The following is a 22,676-nucleotide window of genomic DNA, read 5'->3' as shown; positions in this document are numbered from 1 at the left end:
CCATTGGAGGTGCGAAAGCGATGGGACCGAGCAAATCGAAAGGTCGTCGTTTTCCTTTACTGCCTTTAAGAGGACTTCTCGTCTACCCGAGTATGGTGCTGCATCTCGATGTGGGCCGGGAGAAATCGGTCAAGGCTTTAGAAAAAGCGATGGTAGAAGAACATTTGATTCTCCTATGTTCCCAAGCCGAGGTAAATATTGAGGAACCTACACGAGAGGATATTTTCCGCATTGGAACCGTAGCTAAGGTAAGACAGATGTTAAAGCTACCCAACGGAACGATCCGAGTACTTGTGGAAGGCTTGGAACGGGCTGAAATTATTGAATATACGGACAACGAAGAATACTACGAGGTGCTGGCGCTAGAACTGCCTGAGGAAGAGAACGCTCATCCCGAGACAGATGCCCTCATGCGTACCGTTCTGAACCAGTTCGAGAATTATATCAATCTGTCCAAAAAAGTAACCCCCGAGACACTCGCTGCCGTATCAGACATTGAAGAACCGGGGCGTCTTGCGGACGTTATTACAAGCCATTTGTCTCTGAAAATCAAGGACAAACAGGAAATTCTGGAGACCATCGACGTTCGGGAACGTCTGGAGAAACTGCTGGACATCCTGAATAATGAGCGTGAAGTGCTGGAGCTTGAACGCAAGATCAGCCAACGTGTAAAGAAACAGATGGAGAAAACCCAGAAAGAATACTATTTGCGTGAGCAGATGAAGGCGATTCAGAAGGAACTCGGTGAAAAAGAGGGCCGTGCGGGCGAAGTGGAAGAACTTCGTAATCAGATGGAAAGTCTGGGCCTGCCGGACAAGGTGAAGGAGAAGGTCGAGAAGGAAATTGATCGACTGGAGAAAATGCCTGCAAGTTCTGCCGAGGGTGGTGTCATCCGCAACTATGTGGATTGGCTACTTGCGTTACCTTGGAGCCAGGTGACGGATGATGATCTGGATATCCAGAAGGCCGAAGATGTGCTAAACGCCGACCATTACGGTCTGGAGAAACCCAAGGAACGTGTATTGGAGTATCTGGCCGTGCAGAAACTTGTCAAAAAACTCAAAGGTCCGATCCTTTGCCTAGTTGGCCCTCCAGGGGTAGGTAAAACTTCTCTGGCCCGTTCAATCGCAAGATCACTCGGTCGGGAATTTGTGCGTATCTCCCTCGGTGGCGTGCGGGATGAAGCAGAGATTCGTGGACACCGCCGTACCTACGTAGGTGCGATGCCTGGACGTATTATTCAGGGGATGAAAACAGCAGGATCACTTAACCCGGTATTTTTGCTGGATGAGATCGACAAAATGGCTTCAGACTTCCGTGGAGACCCTTCGTCTGCATTGCTGGAGGTGTTGGATCCGGAGCAGAACAATACGTTTAGTGATCACTTTGTGGAGTTGCCTTTTGACTTATCTAACGTTATGTTCATAACTACTGCGAACACGGTGCACAACATTCCGCGTCCATTATTGGATCGTATGGAAATGCTGAATATTCCGGGTTACACCGAGCTGGAGAAGTTGCAAATCTCCAAAAGCTATTTGTTGCCCAAACAGAAGAAGGATCACGGTCTCGAAGAAGACCAACTGGAAGTGCCAGAGGATAGCTTGCTAAAAGTCATTCGTGAGTATACGCGTGAATCGGGTGTGAGAAATCTGGAACAGCAAATGGCATCACTTTGCCGGAAGGCGGCTAAAAATATCGTATCCGGTGTAGAGGGTCAGATTGTGATCTTGCCGGATGATGTTAAGGACTATCTCGGTCCGGGCAAATTCCGCTATGGCATGGCTGAGCTGGAAGATCAGATTGGTACGGTAACCGGGCTTGCATGGACTGAGGTGGGCGGAGACACGCTTGTGATCGAAGTAACCGTGGTGCCGGGAACAGGCAAGCTGACGCTTACGGGTAAGCTCGGAGACGTTATGAAAGAATCTGCTCAGGCAGCTTTCAGTTATACACGTTCGAAAGCAGCACAGCTCGGCATTGCGTCTGATTTCCATGAGAAGAACGACATTCACATCCACGTACCAGAAGGTGCCATCCCTAAAGACGGCCCATCAGCCGGTATTACGATGGCAACAGCCTTGATCTCAGCTCTGACGAATAAACATGTGTCGAAAGACATTGCTATGACAGGTGAAATTACATTACGCGGACGGGTGTTGCCGATTGGCGGCTTGAAAGAAAAGTCACTTGCAGCCCACCGTGCGGGTTACAAAAAAATATTGTTACCAAAGGATAACGAAAGAGATCTGCGCGACATTCCGGATAGCATCAAGGAAGATGTGGAATTTGTGCCCGTAGCTCATATGGATCAGGTGTTGCAGCATGCTCTTGTGGAACAGGCAGGCATTCATCTGTAACCGACACTTATCCGCAAAGATTAAATGGAGAGTAGACCGTTCGGCGGGGGCTTCGGCGTCCGCTTGAACGGTTTTTTTCGTGATAATCTGATGTTTTTCGAGTACAAAAGTTGTTTTTTTGGGTACAGGAGAGGTTTTTTTTGATATGATAGAAGGAATGATGGCATAATACGGGATGAAAATGTGGAAATGTTATGCTTGCAAGACAGGAGTTCAAGAGAGGAAAGATGCAATTTGAAAGTCAATCAATCTGAATTTATAATTAGTGCCGTTCGGCCTGAACAATATCCAGATGACGGTCTGCCGGAGATTGCCCTGGCGGGGCGCTCCAATGTGGGCAAGTCATCACTGATCAACCGTTTGATCAATCGTAAAAATCTGGCGCGTACAAGTTCAACTCCGGGTAAAACCCAGCAACTGAACTATTATAAGATCAATCAGGATCTGTATTTCGTCGATTTTCCGGGTTACGGGTACGCCAAAGTATCCAAAGAGCAACGTTTTGCCTGGGGTAAAATGATGGAAAAGTACTTGCTACAACGGGATGAATTGAAGCTTGTCATGCAGATGGTGGACATGAGACATGAGCCATCCAAGGATGACAAAATGATGAATGAATGGCTACGCCATCATGGTCTGCCGCTGGTCGTTGTGGCTACGAAAATGGACAAGATTCCCAAGACACGCAGAGCCAAGCACATTAAAGTCATCAAGGAAGCACTCGGTCTTCGATCAGGCGACTTGTTTGTCCCTTTTTCATCCGAGGAAGGTCTGGGCAAGGAAGAACTGTGGGATATTATTACCCGCCACGCCCGCGTAGACAAGTACGCACCAGTTGAAGAAGAGACGGATCACGAGGCTGGAGAAACTGTTCAAACAGCTGGGGATGACAATTACTAACCTATAATATTTGAAAAACACATCATGTATCCCGCACCTAGATAGTCATGGAATGATTCCATGACTATTTGTTATAAGCAGTCTTGAACAGGTTTGCAGAAATCTCAGTTTTCTCAAATATTCACTATTCGTTCCATATAACGAATAAGGGTGTACATTCGTGAGACACTACAATATATCACAATGCATATGATAATCATCATGTTGATTTCATAAACATTTCATAAAAATGGGCGAGTGATGGACTTGATGTGTGATATAATTAACTATGTCAATCTGAACTGGATAGAGATATACAGTAAGCACTTTGATTGGAAATTTATTAGGCAGGTGAACTTGCAATGCACATCGTTGTTGTTGGTTTGAATTATCGCACGGCGCCTGTAGAGGTCAGAGAACGATTCACATTTGCAGAAAAGGACTTGTCTGAAGCGCTGCAGCAGCTCAAGCTGACCAAGAGTGTATTGGAAGGTGTAATCGTAGCCACTTGTAATCGTACGGAATTGTACGTTGTGGTTGACCGTCTTCACATGTGCGGTTATTTTATTCGAACATTCATGGAGCAATGGTTTAACGTTCCGCGGGAAGAATTTACGCAACACTTATATATATATGAGGATGATCAAGCCATGCGCCATCTGTTCCGGGTCATTTGCGGACTGGATTCGATGGTCATTGGAGAGACTCAGATTCTCGGCCAAGTGAAACAGGCTTTTTTCAAAGCACAGGAAGAGAAAACTACCGGAACTTGGTTTAACCAATTGTTTAAACAGGCGGTTACCTTGGGCAAGCGGGCACATTCGGAAACTTCCATCGGGGAGAGTGCCGTTTCTGTCAGCTATGCTGCGGTTGAACTGGGCAAGCGGATTTTTGGTATGTTTACAGACAAAAAGGTACTTATTTTGGGTGCCGGCAAAATGAGTGAACTTACCGTAAAACATCTGTATGCCAACGGTGCATCCGAAGTTATCGTGGCAAACCGGACGCTCGCCAGAGCCGAGGAACTTGCCAGCAAATTCCGGGGAACGCCGTGTACGATGGAGCAGGCACTCACGAGACTGGGTGAAGTAGACATCGTCATCAGCTCTACAGGAGCAGAACGTTATATTCTCGATGCAGGTATTGTCCGGGAGAGCATGAAGCGCCGGCAAGCACGTCCGCTGTTCCTGATTGATATTGCCGTACCACGCGATATTGATCCGGCAATTGGCGAAATCTCTAACGTATTTCTCTACGATATTGATGATCTGGAAGGCATTGTGGAGAGCAATCTGGAGATGCGTAAGGTCGAAGCTGCGAAGATTGAGAGAATGATTGAACTGGAGATGGAAGATTATTACCAGTGGCTCAGAACACTTGGCGTTCGCCCAGTTATTCGGGCGTTGCAAGAGAAAGGCGTATCCATTCATGAAGAAACAATGGATAGTCTGTTCAACAAGCTTCCGGAGCTGGATGAGCATCAGCGTAAAGTCATTCGTCGTTTGACCAAAAGCATTGTCAACCAAATGACAACCGATCCGATTAATCGGATTAAGGAAATGGCAGGTACGAAGCAAGGTGATGAAGCACTGCGCATGTTTACGCAGATTTTCGCGCTGGAGGATGCAGTGGAAGTGGCTGCAGAAAAAGTGAATCAGAGCGATGCAACAGCTCTGGGCAAACCAGCGATTCACCTGAACGAAAACCGGCAAGACCCCGTGCCGGCTTATGTCCCGGCAGGCGTATAAGGCAGGTGGGCAACTTGACCCTTGCTGAACAAGTCTATGAAGCTTTAATTTATATGTATGCCCTGAGCCTACTGTTCTATTTCTCGGACTGCATTCGACGCAATGCGGGGGCGAAGCGGACAGGCACAGGGTTTCTTGTTGTTGTTTGGGGACTGCAAGTGACCCATGTTATCATGCGAATGTGGGCTGAAGGTCACTTCCCGATCTATACTACATTTGATTTTTTGTTTATTTTTTCGTTCAGCATTGTGCTGATGTCATTGATTATGACCCGGGTTCAACGCTCAGAGTTTGTTATCCTGCTACTCAATATCGTTGGATTCTCGGTAACGGTTTTGAACCGGCTATGGTTTACAGCGGGCGAGATATCATTGCACAACTGGCAGACGGTTCACGGTTTGTTAATTATGCATATTACACTGGCTAATCTGGGCTTTGCAGCTCTAACGGTTGCTTCGGTGTTTGCACTGTTGTACCTGTTCTTACATCATAAGTTGAAAAACAAAAAATGGAATGATACGGTACGGCGTTTACCCAGCCTGGAGGTCATTGGAAAATATATGGATGGGGCCACCTTGATTGGTACTCCGCTTCTGGGAGTATCGGTTGTACTGGCTGTACTGTCCATCGTTGCGGAACGACGGTGGCATCTGTTGCTCGATCTGAAGGTGATTGCGACGGGGCTCGCGATTGCCATCTATGTTGGTTATTTTATAGTTAAAAAAAGAAAGCAATTTTCGATGATGATTATGTCGAGATGGACATTGATTGGATATGCGCTTGTCATCATCAGCTTTTTATCCAATGCGTATTCGGCGTTTCATCGCTGGACGGGAGAGTGAGGACATGGAACATTACACGCCGATTTATGTGAATACTTCAGACAAATCTGTTCTCGTGATCGGTGGAGGACGTGTTGCTGAGCGTAAAGTAAGAGGGTTGTTGCAGACTGAGGCCCGAATTACGGTCGTCAGTCCTCTGCTCACGCCCACTCTCGAACAATTGCATCAGGAATCCCGAATCGAGTGGATAGCCCGGTCCTACCGCAATGGAGATTTGCGGGGGGCCTTTCTCGTATATGCAGCAACGGACGACCTGCAAGTTAACGATGCAGTAGTTCAAGAAGCTGAAGCTGGGGCAATACTGGTGAACGATGCGATGTCTTCCGGTAATAGCAGTTTTATTACGCCGAGTGTGGTGAGGCGAGGTCGGTTAAGCATTGCCATCTCGACTGCCGGTGCAGGACCTGCGGCGGCGGCCGAGATTCGTGCTTTGCTTGAACAACAGTTTGGAGATGAATACGAGACGTATCTTGATTTTTTACATCAGATGAGAATGGAGATCAAATCTCGCGGCTTGCCTCCAGCTGTAAGAAGTACGCTGCTGCGCCGTTTAACGGAAATGGACATTTTGGATATGATCCGCACGGGTCAGTTTCAGTGGTGGAGCGAAGAAAAAATCGGGAACTGGATATCCCGTAATCAGGAGGAAATGTAGATATGCGTACAATTAAAGTGGGCAGCAGACAAAGTGCCCTGGCATTAACCCAGACCGGATATGTGATTCAAGATTTACGTGATATTTGTGAGCGGGAAGGTTTAGCTTTTGATTTTGAGGTACATAAGATCGTGACAAAGGGAGATCTCATTCTGGATGTAACCTTATCCAAAGTGGGTGGTAAAGGCTTGTTTGTTAAAGAGATTGAACAGGCGATGCTTGATCACACCATCGATATGGCCGTGCACAGTATGAAGGACATGCCTTCCGAGCTTCCTGAAGGACTTGTTAACGGTGCCGTTCCCCGCCGAGCTGATCCTCGGGATGCGTTAGTCTCTCGCGGCGGGCTTACGCTGGATCGACTGCCAGAGGGTGCACGGGTTGGAACAAGCAGTCTGCGGAGATCAAGTCAGTTGAAGGCGTACCGACCTGATCTTCAGCTGGAATCGATCCGTGGCAATATCGACTCACGTCTGCGGAAGCTCGAAACCGAAGGTCTGGACGCCATTATTTTGGCAGCAGCAGGCTTGTATCGGATGGGCTGGGAGGATCGAATTACCGAATATTTGTCTGAGGAAGCCTGCCTTCCGGCTGTGGGCCAAGGTGCTCTTGGCATTGAGTGCCGTGTGGATGACGAGGAGCTACTACATTTGCTCACCCTCTATAACGATCCAGCAACAGCTGCGCCGGTCATGGCAGAGCGTCGTTTCCTGAGTGTGTTAAACGGAGGGTGTCAGGTGCCGATCGGGGCACATGCGGTGTGGGTGCCGGAAGATGATTCCCTGAACAGTGAAAACAAGTTACAATTAACGGGAATGGTTGGGATGCCGGATGGCAGACTGATTTTAAAGGAAACATTGAGCGGTAAAGATCCGGTTCGCCTGGGAGAAGAAGTGGCTTGGAGATTAATTGATCGTGGGGCTGAACAGATACTGGCAGAAGTTAGGGGATGAAGGCATGGCGGGGAAAGTCTTTTTGGTAGGTGCGGGTCCTGGGGATGCAAGGCTGATTACGGTAAAAGGTTGGGAAAGCATAGGCAAGGCTGACGCCGTGGTTTACGATCGGCTCGCGAGTCCGCGATTGTTGAAACTGATGAAACCCGGTGCAGTCAAAATTTATGTGGGGAAACGACCGGATCGACATACGATGAAACAGGAAGAGATTAATCAGCTGCTTGTGGACTTGGCGCTTGAAGGCAAAGTGGTTGTACGTTTGAAAGGCGGAGACCCGACCATATTCGGACGGGTAGGGGAAGAAGCGGAGTTGCTGCACAAAAACGGCATTCCGTTTGAGATCGTACCTGGAGTAACCGCAGCAATCAGTGTACCTGCTTATGCGGGTATTCCGGTGACGCACCGGGATTATGCTTCCTCTATTTCGATCATTACCGGACATGAAAGTCCAGACAAGCTGGATCGCAGTATTCAATGGGATAAAGTAACCAACGCTACGGGCACACTGGTGTTTATGATGGGGGTTGCCAAGATCGGCTATATTAGCGAACAGCTCATTCGTCATGGCCGTCCGGCCAGCACACCTGTGGCGCTTGTACGTTGGGGAACTCGGGCAGAACAGGATACCATCACGGGTACGCTGGAAGATATCGAAGCCAAAGTCATTGCGGCGAATTTTCAGCCACCAGCTGTCATCGTTGTTGGAGATGTGGTCAACCAGCGGGAGCAATTGAAATGGGCAGAGGTGCTGCCGCTGTTCGGCAAACGAATTCTGGTTACCCGTGCCCGCAGTCAGGCGAGTGAACTGGTGAATCGTATTGAAGAACTCGGCGGTGAGCCCTATGAGTTCCCAGTCATTGAGACGGTTATGCCGTCCAGCGAATCTTCCAAACAAAGTGTCAAAGATGCGCTGCATGCGTTAAATACGTTTGATTGGGTCTTTTTCACAAGTGTCAATGGGGTGGAGTTTTTCTTCCGTCATCTGGAAAACGAAGGTAAGGACATTCGCTCGCTTCATCAGGCAAGAATTGCAGCAGTAGGACCATCTACGGCAGAGGCACTTCGCAAGCACGGTATTGCACCCGAAGTTGTCAAAGGGCCTTTTCAGGCAGAAGGCATGCTCGAAGCTTTTGAAAGTGAGTTGAAGGCAGGCCAGAATGTGCTGATTCCACACGGCGATCTCGCACGGTCGTGGTTGCCGGAGCAATTGTCAGAACGCGGACTTCACGTTACCGAGGCGATCATCTATGACACCATTCTTGCAGGTGAGGATGATGACGAATTACTTAAGCTTCTTGAAGAGGGCGGTATTCATGCAGTGACCTTTACAAGCTCATCCACCGTGAAAAACTTCATGAAGATGCTGAAACGAATGGGTGTGGAAGATCCGTTGCCGTTGCTGGAGGGAGTAGAGGTTGCTTGTATTGGTCCGGTTACCGCGAAGACTGCGGAGGCTGCTGGACTGGAGGTTACTCTTATGGCGAAAGAAGCCACAATGACTAGCCTGGTCGATGTTTTGTGTGAGTGGAAACGTGCTGGCAGTGTCGGTATTGTCAACAATTAGGGTGGATTAGCTTCGGCTGAACATATGAAGCGTGCTGAATTCGAGAAGAACCAGCGCGCTTCCCTTTTTACAAAATGGAATTTTAGGAGGTATAGGTTAAATGGGTTTTCCAATCGTACGTCATCGCCGTTTACGTCAATCGGCAGGCATTCGCAATATGGTGAGAGAGACACACTTGACTGTGGATGATTTTATTCAACCGATCTATGTCACATACGGTGAAAATGTAAAATCCGAGATCAAATCGATGCCGGGTGTATTCCGTTTCTCGCTGGATCGTCTGCAAGAAGAAGTCAAAGAAATCGCAGAGCTTGGCATTCCGGCTGTACTGCTGTTCGGGATTCCGGAAACAAAAGACAGTGTAGGTTCATCCGGTTTTGCAGACGATGGCATTGTGCAGGAAGCGACGAGATTGATCAAATCCTGGTATCCCGAATTGCTGGTGATTGCAGACACTTGTCTATGTGAATTCACCGATCATGGTCACTGCGGCATGGTGCATACTACGGAGATTGATGGACATATCTGCGGTGATGTTCTGAATGACGAGTCGTTGGAGTTGCTGGTGCAAACGGCCGTATCGCAAGCGAAGGCTGGCGCAGATATTATTGCACCTTCGAATATGATGGACGGTTTTGTACAAGCGATTCGTGCAGGGCTGGATGAGAATGGTTTTAACCATATTCCGATTATGTCTTATTCCGTCAAATACGCTTCGGCATTTTATGGTCCTTTCCGTGAAGCAGCAGATTCCACACCGCAATTCGGAGACCGGAAATCCTATCAGATGGACCCGGCGAATGCTCGAGAAGCGTTGCGCGAAGCGGAAACGGATGTGCTTGAGGGAGCGGACATGCTGATGGTGAAACCATCACTATCCTATCTCGATATTATGCGTACCATCAAGGATCAGTTTGATCTTCCGCTCGTGGCGTACAATGTGAGCGGGGAGTATGCAATGGTCAAGGCAGCCGCAATTCAAGGATGGATTGATGAGCAAAAAGTAGCCATGGAGATCTTGCTCAGCATGAAACGTGCCGGGGCAGATATGATTATTACGTATTACGCCAAAGATGCATCAAGGTGGCTGACTGAGAAGTAAACCAATGACTACCAACGAGTAACCATATATGTTGTTTATCTATGCCAATAAAACCTATAGACCTTGCTTTTTTAGAGAGTGGTGCGGCAGACTATATAAGTTGAACAGATCATTTACACTGAAACGGAGAGGACAGAAAAAACCTGTAAAAGCGGAGCTGAAAGCTTTCTGAAAGAAAGCTACTTCGGAAGCATTGGCTCAGTCTTTATCACCGGATTTTCCCCTTATGAAAAATAGAATCAAAAAATCTGGGGATAACCGCTACTCTCCAGGTTATTCTGTCATCGGAGTGTCTGTCTAAACATCTTTAGTTCAACTTATCTAGTCATTAAATGCATCAGTCTCTCTGCAAGCGAGGCCTTTACATTAAGGAGGATGTTCATGACTGCACAACAAGGCAATCGTCGCAATGATGAGCGCTCACGTAGCGCATTTGAGGAAGCCAAGCAGTACATACCTGGAGGGGTGAACAGCCCGGTTCGGGCGTTCAAATCCGTCGGACTCACGCCGATCTATGCCGAGCGAGGCGAGGGCTCCAAAATTTACGATATTGATGGCAATGTGTTCATTGACTACGTAGGTTCATGGGGTCCGCTGATTATGGGACATGCTCATCCTGAAGTTGTGGAAGCACTCCGGGAGACAGCCCTTAAAGGCACAAGCTTTGGTGCACCAACCCTGCTTGAGACAGAGATGGCAAAGCTGGTGTGTGAGCGTGTGCCTTCCATCGATATCGTGCGCATGGTGAATTCCGGAACGGAAGCAACCATGAGTGCTATTCGATTGGCACGTGGGGCAACCGGACGCAGTAAAATTTTGAAGTTTGAAGGCTCCTACCATGGTCATGCAGACAGTTTGCTGATCAAAGCTGGATCAGGAGTAGCCACCCTGGGACTGCCGGACAGTCCTGGAGTGCCTGAAGGTGTGGCCGTAAATACAATTACGGTTCCTTACAATGATTTGCAGTCCGTGCGTCTTGCCTTTGAACGATTTGGAGAAGAAATAGCGGGTGTAATCGTGGAGCCAGTTGCCGGGAATATGGGTGTCGTACCTCCCGCTACTGGTTTTCTGGAAGGATTGCGTAGTGTGACTACGGAGTATGGAAGCCTGCTCATCTTTGATGAAGTGATGACGGGGTTCCGTGTAGGACTTCACTGTGCACAAGGTCGTTTTGGCGTTACACCGGATTTAACGTGCCTAGGTAAAGTCATCGGCGGCGGATTACCTGTAGGAGCATATGGCGGTCGCCGGGATCTGATGGAACAGATTGCGCCGACAGGGCCAATCTATCAAGCTGGTACGCTAAGTGGTAATCCGCTGGCTATGGCTGCAGGTTATACGACGCTGAAACTTTTGACACCGGAAGTTTATGATCGTCTGGAGATGTTGTCTGCACGTTTGCAGGCTGGATTCGAGAAAAATGCAGCAGAAGCAGGTGTGGCGGTAACAATTAACCGTGTCGGTTCAATGGTGTGCCCATTCTTCAGTGCTGTACCGGTAACGAATTATGATATTGCCAAAGAAAGCAACCTGGATCAGTTCCGCCGTTATTTTGCAGCGATGATTGATCAAGGCGTTAGCGTGGCGCCGTCCCAGTATGAAGGGATGTTTGTGTCCGGTGTGCATACGGAGCAGGATATCGAGGATACCATTGAGGCCAACCGTAAGGCTTTGCAGTCGCTATGAGTATAAAAAGCTGGAAACGTCGCGGTCAATGGCTTGAGCTGATGCCAGGCAAGGCGGTGACTGGAAAAGAGGACAGACAAGCTGCTGCTGAACAGTGGCTCCTGTCTGAACTCAAGTTCCCGGAGAAGTTGCTGCGTCAGCTCAAGGCAACCCAGGGAGTACAGCTAGCAGGGGACCGGCTTCGGCTGGCCCTTTTTGCTGTGCAACCGCTGGGTGTGGAGACACGCTGGGCTGATCTGGATGTATTGTATGAGGATGATTTCTGTCTCGTCGTGCACAAACCGGCCGGTATGAAGCTTCATCCGGATGGAAGTCGTGAAGAACAGGTCGTTACGCTGGATCATGCGGTAGCTTCGTATTATGAGATCAATGGGATCGAGACCAGTGTACGTCATGTTCATCGTCTGGATGAAGATACGACCGGACCTGTTTTATATGCCAAAAATGCATTTTCGCTCGCCAAACTGGATGAAGCGATGCGTCTCAAAGCGATTGATCGTCAGTATGTTGCTATCACAGGCGGACAAGTACCCAGTGATCTCCGCAAGATTGATGCGCCGATTGGTAAGGACAGACATCACAAGCAACGCAGACGTGTCTCCGAAGGAGGCCAGGATGCAATTACTCATGTGGACATCGTGCATGCATGGGAGAGGGCAACGCTGGTACGTCTGAAGCTGGAAACGGGGCGTACACATCAGATTCGCGTGCATCTCAGCTATGCCGGCTACCCTCTTGTCGGTGACAAACTGTATGGGGGCCGTTCGGACATCATAGGCAGGCAAGCATTACATGGCGAGGTGCTGAGATTTAACCATCCTTTAACCGGAGCCTTAATTGAAGTACAAGACCCGTGGCCAGCGGATTTTGAACAATTGGCAACGAGGGAGAGTCATAGCGTAGAAAGGACAGACCTGATCTAGTGGGTCTGTTTTTTGTTTTCGGCTTCCTAAGGTGCTTAAAAAGTGTTGTGACTATATAAGATAGCTATATTTTTTACACAGAAACGGAGAGGACAGAAAAAAACCTGGAAAAGCGGAGCGCTCGCCTGAAAGCTTTCTGAAAGAAAGCTACATCGGAAGCCTACGCTTATCGCCGGATTTTTCCTTTTGGAAAAGCGAATTCAAAAAATCTGGAGATAACCGCTACTCTCCAGGTTTTTCTGTCATCGGAGTGGACTGTGTAAACTCTTAGTTCAACATATACAGAACGGGCTTTTTCAACAAAGGTGGCATGCCCACCCTAGTTCAGGCATATAGATGGGTAACGAAGGATTGGACCATGGATCAGTCCCATGAGAAGGATCATGGTGAACATATGCCGAAAGGAGGACGCCACCTTTGTTGAATCAACCATATGGTTTGCGGTTCGATATTTATGAGCGCGTTCATTTGTCTGAGGGAGTGCCTGCCATTGAGGAACTGGAGGAAATTGAACTCTATCCGCGTATTCAGGTGATTGGACAGGACGACCATGCCACCTTGAGGGGGCATCTGTTACTTACAGGAACGTACCGGGGGGAAAGCGAGGATTCGGAGGAGTTAAAGCATTTTATTCCTGTCGAAATTACCGTGCCCTTAAACCGCGTCAGATCCATTGATGATATTTCAATCGAGATTGAAAATTTTGATGTAGACCTGTTATCCAGCCGGAGTCTGAATATTACAGGTGTACTGTCCCTGCGTGGTATCGAAGGTTTCCCGGCAGAAGAGCCACAAGTGTGGTCGGCAGACGAATTCACGGTTGTTCATTCCCCCGAGACTCAGTCTGACAGCAGGGAGAGCGAATTGGGTCAGACAAAGCAGTTCGAGATATCGGAACAAGCCGAGTTGCATAACGAAGAGCAAGAGCTGGCGGACACGGCCGAGCTTGTTGCATATGGTTCACCAGAATCTGCTGATTTGTCTCCAAGAAGTGAACAGCAATCAGGGTATGAAGAACTATCGCAAGCTTACTGGAACCAGTCATCCACCGAGCCGTTAACATCTGATGTTGCCTCAACCGATGAATGGAATGAAAATAGATTGCCTGATTCGGATGCGGATATTGTACCATCACAGGCATCACATGAAATGCATGAAGTCCCTTCTCCAATCTCGTCATTCATGGCTGAAACGGCTGACAGATTAGCCTCTTATCCTGAAGCGGAGCCATTGCTTCCGATAGAGGACGAAAACTCGGCATGGTCCGAACCTTCGGTTAATCATGTATCCGAAAATTCAGGACCATGGAACTCAGAAGCTTCTGAGCAAACGCGTTCTGAAGCAGCCTGGAAACCACTTGAAGAGACCACGCCTGAAGTATGGCACTTTGAAGAAGCGCGGTCAGGTGGTTCGAAAGGAGAGCAGTTCATTTCAAATGCTTCGGCGCAGCCGCAGACCGAGAACTGGCAAGAAGTATTTGCTGTATCTGAAACGGATCAGCCCGAAGAAGATCGGCCTTCACTTGAAGTGGCAGAGGAAGCCTCTCTTTTACAGAATGAGGAATTCCTCCCTGAGGCAATAGCTGAGGCGGAAGACAAGCCAGAGCTTAAGGTTGCTTTTGGTAGCAAGAAAGAATCGTCACGAAGAGAAGAAGAAGGCGTGGGCATTTCTTCTCTGTTATCATCCGGCCGGGCAGTCCGTGGAGTTGAGGGTGAACGCAGTGAGGAGGTTTCAGATGGAGTTGTTTCGGAAGAGGATCGTCAGGCAGAAGATGTAGAATGGAAAAATCTGTTCCTGGGTACGATTGTGGATCAGACGCCTTTCCGCAAAGTCAAACTGTGCATCGTACAGCGCGAAGAAACACTGGATGCCATTGCAGATAGATATCAGCTTAGCACCAGAGAGCTTCAGTTATATAATCGATTGACTGAACAGGTTGTTGAAGAAGGACAGATTCTATATATTCCTTAGTCAATGATTACAGGATACCGTATCCTATTGAAACAGCCCGTAATTCCTTATAGGGATTGCGGGTTTTACTTGTTTTTCAATATTCCGGTTGTCTAATAACCTCGTTCCGCTGTTGTCAGGTTGACTATCACGCATGAGCAAGGTATGATGTGTTTAGGATTTTTGATTAATGACGTAGATCGGGAGTAGTAGACAGTATGACCTTTCAGAGAGTGGGATCGAATGCGCTGTGAGATTCCGCAGGAACCAACTGATCGAAGTCGCCCGGGAGTTGCCTGTTTGAGTACTGGAGGTGAATGTATTACATTCATTAGCCTCGGAGGTAGGATAGGCCGGTCGCAGCCGTTATCTGCTTGAAGTGTCACGCCGTCAGATTCAGAGCATGAACCATGATGTCTGTTATCAGCGTGAAACAAAGGTGGTACCGCGAAAGCTAACCTTTCGTCCTTTGATGGATGAAAGGTTTTTTGTTTTTTTTAGAGATGAAGATGACGTAACGGAGGAATGACACATGTCTGAACAAAAAAAAGCAACAACTGAAATGCCGACGACTTACGATCCGAAGGCGGCAGAAGATAAATGGTACTCCATCTGGACGGAGCGCGGGTATTTCCAAGCGGGTAAACGCATGGATGCCGAGCCATATACCATTGTAATTCCACCACCGAACGTAACAGGTATGCTTCACATTGGTCATGCACTTGACTTTACCCTGCAAGATATCCTTATTCGTACAAAACGGATGCAGGGTTATGATGCACTTTGGCTACCGGGTTCTGACCACGCAGGGATTGCGACTCAGACGAAAGTGGAACAGAAGCTGCGTGAAGATGGATTGACGCGTTATGATCTGGGACGTGAGAAATTTCTGGAGAAAGTCTGGGATTGGAAGGACCAGTACGCTACAACCATTCGTCAGCAATGGGGCAAAATGGGACTGTCTCTGGACTACTCCCGTGAACGTTTTACGCTGGATGAAGGTCTGTCCAAAGCGGTGCGCAAAGTATTTGTACAGTTATATGAGAAAGGTCTTATTTATCGCGGTAAACGCATCATTAACTGGGATCCGGTGAATCGTACGGCGCTCTCGGATATTGAGGTTGAATATAAGGAAGTTCAGGGTCATCTCTATCATCTGCGTTATCCACTCAAAGACGGGAGTGGTCACATTACTGTGGCAACGACACGTCCAGAAACGATGCTGGGTGATTCTGCTGTTGCCGTTCATCCTAAAGATGAACGTTATGCAGACATGATCGGTAAAACACTCGTATTGCCAATCATCGGTCGTGAGATTCCAGTCATTGCGGATGACTACGTAGACAAAGAGTTCGGTAGCGGTGCAGTGAAAATCACACCTGCGCATGATCCGAATGACTTTGAAGTAGGTTTACGTCATGACTTGCCTCAAATTACCGTTATGGATGAAAGTGGAACAATGAATGCGGAAGCTGGCAAATATCAGGGGCTGGATCGTAGCGAATGCCGCAAACAGATCGTGGCTGATCTGAAAGAACAAGGTGTCCTGATTAATATTGAAGATCATATGCACCAGGTTGGACACAGTGAGCGCACCGGAGCAGTAGTGGAGCCTTACTTGTCCACACAATGGTTCGTAGAGATGAAACCACTCGCGGAGAGAGCCATCAAAAAGCAGCAAAGCGGCGAAGGGGTTAACTTTGTTCCGGATCGTTTTGAGAAAACGTATCTGAACTGGATTGAAAACGTTCGTGACTGGTGTATTTCCCGTCAACTGTGGTGGGGACATCGTATTCCTGCTTGGTACGACGAAGAAACAGGTGAAGTGATTGTATCCGCAGAAGATCCAACAACATTGCCTGAATATGCAGGGCGCAAGCTGAAACAGGATGAGGACGTTCTGGATACGTGGTTTAGCTCGGCACTATGGCCGTTTTCTACATTGGGCTGGCCTGAAAATACAGATGATCTGAAGCGTTATTATCCAACCAATGTACTCGTTACAGGTTATGACATCATTTATTTCTGGGTGGCGCGTATGATCTTCACTGCCCTGGAATTTACGGATGAAATTCCGTTCAAGGATGTACTGATGCATGGTCTTGTACGTGACGCTGATGGACGTAAGATGTCCAAGTCTCTTGGGAACGGTGTAGACCCGCTGGATGTTATCGAGAAGTACGGTGCAGATGCGATGCGTTACATGATATCGACCAGCAGTACTCCGGGACAGGATTTGCGTTTCCGCTGGGAGCGGGTTGAGCAGGCTCGTAACTTCGCCAACAAAATCTGGAATGCTTCCCGCTTTGCGTTGATGAATCTGGAAGGTTTCACTTATGAAGATCGTGACATCAGCGGTGAGCTTGGAACAGCGGATTATTGGATTTTGCACCGCCTCAACGAAACTTCCCGAGATATTACGCGTCTAATCGATGCGTATGAGTTTGGGGAAACAGGGCGTGTATTGTACAACTTTATCTGGGATGATCTGTGTGACTGGTACATCGAATTCGCCAAGCTGTCATTCTACGGAGAAGATCCGGTTGCGAAAAAGAAAACACAATCGGTGCTGGCCTACGTGCTGGATCAGACCATGCGCCTGATTCATCCGTTCATGCCGTACATCTCGGAAGAGATCTGGCAACATCTGCCTCATGAGGGAGAGACCATTACACTTGCTTCCTGGCCAGTATACGACCCTGCGCTGGAGAATCCGGGAGCTGTTGCGGAGATGAACTTGCTGATGGATACCATTCGCGCTGTTCGGAACATCCGTGCCGAAGTGAATGTGCCGATGAGCAAAAAGATCGAATTAATGGTCAAAGCGAACAGTGAAGAAGCATCTAGTATTATCGAACGCAACAGTCATTACATCAAACGCTTCTGTAATACATCCGAATTCGAGAGCGGATTGGATCTGAGTTCACCAGACAAAGCCATGACAGCGATCATCACGGGAGCGGAATTGTACTTGCCGCTCGCAGGTCTGATTGATATTGAGCAGGAAGTAGCTCGTCTGGAGAAAGAACTTCAGAACCTTGAAGGTGAAGTACTCCGTGTAGAGAAAAAACTGGCGAATGAGGGATTCGTAGCGAAGGCTCCTGCTAAAGTTATCGAGGAAGAACGCGCTAAACAAGCGGATTATTCGGATAAACGGGATAAAGTCATCGCACGAATCAAAGAGCTCAAAGGTTAATATCAAAAAGGGTCGGATGGAACGCTTTTGGCGCCATCCGGCTGCTTTTTTCAATCTTCAATCAAACAGGAAACTGAAGGTGAATCAGATGACGGAATTAAACGGGACAGATAAAGCTACTCCTTTACAGACGTATGATGAGGCCGTGGATTGGATCAATGGCCTTATTCCTTTTGGTATCAGGCCTGGACTTGAACGTATTGAAAGCCTGATGTCACAGCTTGGTAATCCGCACCAACGGCTCAAATTCATTCATGTCGCGGGAACGAACGGTAAAGGTTCGACTTGCGCTTTTTTGACGTCAGTACTGCTTCAAGCGGGATATGACGTTGGAACGTTTACATCACCTTATATCACCAAGTTTACAAACCGTTTTCAATATAACGGTGAAGACATCCCAGAAGAGACATTGTTAAAGCTGTCGAATCGTTTGCTTCCTCTCGTAAAAGAAATGGCGTCAACACCGCTCGGATCACCTACGATGTTTGAAGTATCGACGGCACTGGCATTGCTATATTACGCGGAAGAGTGTTACCCCGATATTGTAGTATGGGAGACTGGGCTTGGGGGAAGGATGGACGTAACGAATATTGTTACTCCCGTTGTGTCCGTCATCACCAATATCGGTATGGATCATACGGATATCCTTGGAGATACCGTTGAGCAGATTGCACATGAAAAGGCGGGCATCATTAAGCCGGGTGTACCCGTTGTAACCTGTGCCGTACAACCTGAAGCCGTAAAGGTCATTCAGGAGAGAGCGAAGCGATTGCGATCAACGGTGTACTTGGCTGGGGACCAATTTTCATACCAAAGGCTTGAAAGTAGCAAGGATGGACAAACTCTTCAGTTCTCCGGTCCATTCCGTGATCTGAATATTCACATTCGTATGCAAGGTGTATATCAATGTGATAATGCTGTTGCTGCATTAATGTCTCTTGAATTACTAAGACAATATATGGCATTTATGCTGGATGAAGACGATATTAAACTTGGTTTTGAGAATGCCTTCTGGGCGGGAAGATTTGAGAAAGTCAGTGAAAATCCACTGATTGTACTCGATGGAGCGCATAATCCTGAAGGGGCAGAATCGCTTGCCAAGAGCATTATCGACGGTTATCCTCAAAAAAAGTTAATTTTGATGATGGGTATGCTGGCGAATAAGCATCACGAAGCATATTTGCAGCATATACTGCCACTAGTGGATACGCTGATCCTGACCGAGCCAGATTTCCGCCGTAAAATGTCTGCAACCGAATTGTTGCAGATTGTCGAACGGGTACGTCCCGCCATTGCGAAGCAGGAACTGGATATCATCGTCGAGCCGAACTGGGCAAAGGCACTTGATCTATTGAAGTCACGGACGGAAGCGGAGGATCTGGGGGTGGTTTCCGGCACGCTTTATCTGATTGCGGACGTGCGGGCGGCCCTTTTGCATCAAACCGATTCTGAAAAAGGTTGGTGAAAGTTTTGTTAAACACATCGGAACATGTTCATTTTATAGGGATTGGCGGTTATGGCATGAGTGCCATCGCCCGGGTTATGCTGGAGATGGGATATACCGTTACCGGATCGGATGTCGCTTCACAGGAGTTGACAGAGAAGTTGGCAGCCAAAGGGGCGAAAATATATATTGGACATACCGCGGAGCATGTGAACGGAGCGGATCTTGTCGTTTATTCTACAGCAGCTCCTGCGGATAATGTGGAACGTGTGGCTGCGGAGCAGCTAAACATACCTATTCTTCATCGCGCACAGATGCTGGCGCGTTTGTTAAATGAGCGCAAAGGCGTGGCTGTTGCAGGGGCGCATGGCAAAACGACAACATCTTCCATGATTGCACTGGTTATGGAGCAATGCGAAATCGATCCGACCTACATTATTGGTGGAGAGATCATGAATTTGGGCACGAATGCCAAAGCAGGTCAAGGTGAGTGGGTTGTCGCTGAAGCGGACGAGAGCGATGGATCTTTTTTACAGTACCATCCTTGGCTTGGCATCGTAACGAACATTGAAGCTGACCATCTAGAGAATTATAACAGTGACTTTGAGGAACTAAAGAAAGCCTATGTACAGTTCCTCAGTCAGATTCGCCCAGAGGGCACAGCCATTGTATGCGCTGATGATGAAAATGTGCAGGCTATTTTACCGCACCTCAAATCTCGCATCACAACTTATGGTATCGAGCAAGCTGCTGATTATACAGCTACAGATATCATACTCGGGGATCGCCGTATCTCTTTCACTATGAATCATCAAGGGGCAGCAATGGGAACAGTGGAGTTGTCTGTACCTGGCAAGCACAATGTCTACAATGCGATGGCTACAGTTATTACCTGTCTCGAAGCAGGTATTCCATTTGAGAAGATTACAGCAGCGATCGTGCAATTCCATGGGGCGAAGCGCAGATTTCAAGTGTTAGGCGAGAAACGTGATATGTTGATTATTGACGATTATGCTCACCACCCTACGGAAATCGAAGCTACAATCAGTGCGGCAAAAGCGACAGGTAAACGGATTATTGCCGTATTTCAGCCTCAACGTTATACACGGACATTTTTCCTGCTGGATGCGTTCAGTCGGGCATTTGCCGAGGCGGATGAGGTGCTAATTACCGATATCTATTCTCCTGCCGGTGAAAAGCAAATTGAAGGTGTCCATTCCGCTAGACTCGTTGAACTGATCGTACAGAACAGCAACGCATCAGCAAGATACCTGCCGACCAAAGAGGAAGTCGTGGCTGATCTAGAGCCGCGGTTACAGCCAGGAGATCTTGTGCTTACAATGGGTGCAGGGGATATTTGGAAAGTCGGCGATATACTCGCCAAAGGTTTGAAATAGCACTGTAATCTTTTGGGGAAATAATACAGGTTGAACTTAGGATCAAAGAAATCCGGAGAAAATTGCTAAAGATCCTGGTAATTTCTCATCGAGTGTATGTTCCTTGGACCGTTAATCAATGGGTATTGTACTTAAAACGTCTGTCTTCTACATGAAGCCAGACGTTTTTTGGCTTGATTTGAATAGGATCAATGAACCAGAAGATTTAACCATTTCGTGGTATGTTGCCCTCCATTTCAACATATAGATGATATAAATGGGACAAAGGAGAGGGTACGGGTGAGCAATGCCAGAATGACGTTTCGCTTCGGAGATCAGGAGTCGGACAAGCTGGGAAACCAGGAGATACAAGCATCTAGTACGCTGGTCACAATGCACGGAAACTTGTCTAATACAGTACAGAAGCTGCCGAATCCTGAACCGGACAAAAACAACAAGACAGTATCATCATGGGCAGCAGAGGACATACCTGTGGACTGGGGAGGAACGATTCTAGCAGACGCTTCCCGTTCTGAATCGGATCGTTTGAAACACGCGGATTCGCTAAACTACCGGATTTCTGATCAAGATATAGATTTTGATTCTCGTTCAACCAATGCAAACTACGCCTCAGATCGGAATATGCAGGATGATAAATATGAATTTGATTCGGAAAGAAGTCAAGATCTGGATCAAGGCCATAACTGGATGGTTGAATCAGAGAACTATTCATATAAACGAAATCGTCCTCCCAGAGGCTGGAAGATGATTGGGTCTGTTTCAGGGGCATTAGTAACAGGAGCTCTGTTCGGTATGGTTATTTTGTCCTTTTTTAATAAGGAGAGCGTGGTAAAGCCCGATGAAATGCTTCCTGTGAATCAGAGCATTTCTACTGTGTCAGGTCAGGAGGGAGAGGCCGGAACAGCAGGGCAACTTGAAATTTCTTCTTCAGGCGGTACATATTATGCCCTACAATATGGAGTGTTTAGTTCCCCGGAGCGAGCGGAACAAGCGAAGCTTGAACTCACCCAAACGGGCTTAGCTGCGAGTTCGGACCCAGAAGATGGAAATCGTGTCTATGCCGGCATCTCTGCGGATCGTGAGGAGGCCAAGCTCCTCAGCACCAGACTAAAGTCTCAGGGAGTCGAATTGTATGTCAAAGAGATCGTTAATCCGGCGGTGGATCCGGCGATCTTTGGGGATAAGCAGGAGGACGTTGCTCTTTTCTTCAAAAACAGCTCCGCTCTTGTCGATCAGTTATCCACACTCTCGATCCAGCAATTGGGTCAGTCGGTACAAGCAGCCATTTCACCGGATATGATGGCAGCACTACAGACTCAGCATCAAACATGGTTGACTGGTATAAAGAGCCTCGCGCCTGGAATGGCGGTAGATGTGCAGCCGGTTGTGTCCAGCATGGAAAAATCGATGAACAGCGCGATAACAGCCATTGCAGAGTATAATAAAAATCCGGACGCTGTTCATATGTGGGCGGTACAGTCTGATTTGATGGAGTATGTGCTCCAACAGAAAAAGTGGCTTGAGTCTATAAAGCAATAAAGCATCCATTCCCATAACAACGCTCCAAAACTCCTATCCGGCAAGGAACTGGAAATAGTTCCCCCTGCCGGATTTGTGTTTGTATTGACGTACAAAACCCCGTATAATAATGTGGGTGTCAAAAAATGGCGAGGGAAGATTAACCGATGAAAAAAAACTTCGGCGTGTTATTATTGTTTCTACTGCTTGGCTGGATGGCCGGAGCGTGGATCGCCAAGGCACTGCAGCCCGTTAAGGCTGTAGCCTTTCTAACCAAGGTCACGACGATTCGCTGGTCGCCCCAGGCTGATCTGGATATTTTCAGTTATGACCTTTCATTTCAATTTCAAATGAGCCTCCTGAGTCTAATTGGTATTATTGCGGCTGTGTGGCTGTATCGAAGACTGTAGGAGAATGACGAATGTTGACCAAAAAAATAAACTAGTGACATCTATTATT

At 47.8% G+C, this 22,676-nt stretch carries 16 protein-coding genes and 1 other annotated feature; all 16 genes read left to right on the top strand.

The features are described from left to right. Window positions 1–20 precede the first annotated feature (20 nt). The 16 genes from lon (at window position 21) to M3629_RS17100 (ending at window position 22,627) form a co-directional block, all read left to right on the top strand. Window positions 21–2,360: an endopeptidase La gene (lon, locus tag M3629_RS17175; protein ID WP_251508699.1), complete on the top strand. Its 2,340-nt coding sequence runs from the start codon at window positions 21–23 to the stop codon at window positions 2,358–2,360. A gap of 234 nt (window positions 2,361–2,594) precedes the next feature. Further along, complete coding sequence (gene yihA / locus M3629_RS17170; RefSeq protein WP_251508697.1) at window positions 2,595–3,260, top strand: ribosome biogenesis GTP-binding protein YihA/YsxC; 666 nt, start codon at window positions 2,595–2,597, stop codon at window positions 3,258–3,260. Window positions 3,261–3,601: 341 nt separating this feature from the next. Next, entirely contained in the window at window positions 3,602–4,987 is a 1,386-nt protein-coding gene (gene hemA / locus M3629_RS17165; RefSeq protein WP_251508695.1) for a glutamyl-tRNA reductase, read from the top strand. Window positions 4,988–5,001: 14 nt separating this feature from the next. Further along, complete coding sequence (gene ccsA, locus M3629_RS17160) at window positions 5,002–5,829, top strand: cytochrome c biogenesis protein CcsA (RefSeq protein WP_435368243.1); 828 nt, start codon at window positions 5,002–5,004, stop codon at window positions 5,827–5,829. A 4-nt stretch (window positions 5,830–5,833) separates the two neighbouring features. After that, window positions 5,834–6,484: a precorrin-2 dehydrogenase/sirohydrochlorin ferrochelatase family protein gene (locus tag M3629_RS17155; RefSeq protein ID WP_251508693.1), complete on the top strand. Its 651-nt coding sequence runs from the start codon at window positions 5,834–5,836 to the stop codon at window positions 6,482–6,484. 2 nt (window positions 6,485–6,486) lie between these two features. Then, window positions 6,487–7,437 carry a hydroxymethylbilane synthase gene (hemC, locus tag M3629_RS17150; RefSeq protein ID WP_251508691.1) on the top strand — a complete coding sequence of 317 codons (951 nt, stop codon included), beginning with the start codon at window positions 6,487–6,489 and terminating at the stop codon, window positions 7,435–7,437. Between the two features lie 4 nt (window positions 7,438–7,441). Next, window positions 7,442–9,001 (top strand): uroporphyrinogen-III C-methyltransferase, encoded by a 1,560-nt coding sequence (gene cobA / locus M3629_RS17145; protein ID WP_251509249.1) that lies wholly within the window; start codon window positions 7,442–7,444, stop codon window positions 8,999–9,001. Window positions 9,002–9,101: 100 nt separating this feature from the next. Continuing rightward, window positions 9,102–10,103 carry a porphobilinogen synthase gene (hemB, locus tag M3629_RS17140; RefSeq protein WP_251508689.1) on the top strand — a complete coding sequence of 334 codons (1,002 nt, stop codon included), beginning with the start codon at window positions 9,102–9,104 and terminating at the stop codon, window positions 10,101–10,103. A gap of 381 nt (window positions 10,104–10,484) precedes the next feature. Then, complete coding sequence (hemL, locus tag M3629_RS17135) at window positions 10,485–11,789, top strand: glutamate-1-semialdehyde 2,1-aminomutase (RefSeq protein WP_251508687.1); 1,305 nt, start codon at window positions 10,485–10,487, stop codon at window positions 11,787–11,789. After that, entirely contained in the window at window positions 11,786–12,712 is a 927-nt protein-coding gene (locus tag M3629_RS17130) for an RluA family pseudouridine synthase (RefSeq protein ID WP_251508685.1), read from the top strand. Before hemL ends, M3629_RS17130 begins: the two co-directional genes overlap by 4 nt. A 417-nt stretch (window positions 12,713–13,129) precedes the next feature. Then, the gene (locus M3629_RS17125; RefSeq protein ID WP_251508683.1) at window positions 13,130–14,683 is read left to right on the top strand and encodes a LysM peptidoglycan-binding domain-containing protein; all 1,554 of its coding nucleotides are present in this window, start codon (window positions 13,130–13,132) and stop codon (window positions 14,681–14,683) included. Between the two features lie 166 nt (window positions 14,684–14,849). Continuing rightward, window positions 14,850–15,135 (top strand) — a binding site (T-box leader). A gap of 59 nt (window positions 15,136–15,194) precedes the next feature. Beyond that, window positions 15,195–17,858 carry a valine--tRNA ligase gene (locus M3629_RS17120; RefSeq protein ID WP_251508681.1) on the top strand — a complete coding sequence of 888 codons (2,664 nt, stop codon included), beginning with the start codon at window positions 15,195–15,197 and terminating at the stop codon, window positions 17,856–17,858. 88 nt (window positions 17,859–17,946) lie between these two features. Beyond that, window positions 17,947–19,323 carry a bifunctional folylpolyglutamate synthase/dihydrofolate synthase gene (locus M3629_RS17115; RefSeq protein ID WP_251509247.1) on the top strand — a complete coding sequence of 459 codons (1,377 nt, stop codon included), beginning with the start codon at window positions 17,947–17,949 and terminating at the stop codon, window positions 19,321–19,323. A 56-nt stretch (window positions 19,324–19,379) separates the two neighbouring features. Next, a complete protein-coding gene (gene murC, locus M3629_RS17110) occupies window positions 19,380–20,699 on the top strand; it encodes a UDP-N-acetylmuramate--L-alanine ligase (protein ID WP_251509245.1) in 1,320 nt (439 codons plus the stop codon). 279 nt (window positions 20,700–20,978) lie between these two features. After that, entirely contained in the window at window positions 20,979–22,238 is a 1,260-nt protein-coding gene (locus M3629_RS28685; RefSeq protein ID WP_251508679.1) for an SPOR domain-containing protein, read from the top strand. A 146-nt stretch (window positions 22,239–22,384) separates the two neighbouring features. Continuing rightward, window positions 22,385–22,627, top strand: a complete 243-nt coding sequence (locus M3629_RS17100) for a DUF4321 domain-containing protein (RefSeq protein ID WP_090919108.1) — start codon at window positions 22,385–22,387, stop codon at window positions 22,625–22,627. The last annotated feature ends 49 nt before the right edge of the window (window positions 22,628–22,676 follow it).

The organism is Paenibacillus polysaccharolyticus (genome assembly GCF_023714295.1).
Taxonomy (GTDB): Bacteria; Bacillota; Bacilli; order Paenibacillales; family Paenibacillaceae; genus Paenibacillus; species Paenibacillus polysaccharolyticus_A.
The sequence above is the reverse complement of the archived record's forward strand: the minus strand, read 5'-3'. Positions and strand labels throughout refer to the sequence as shown.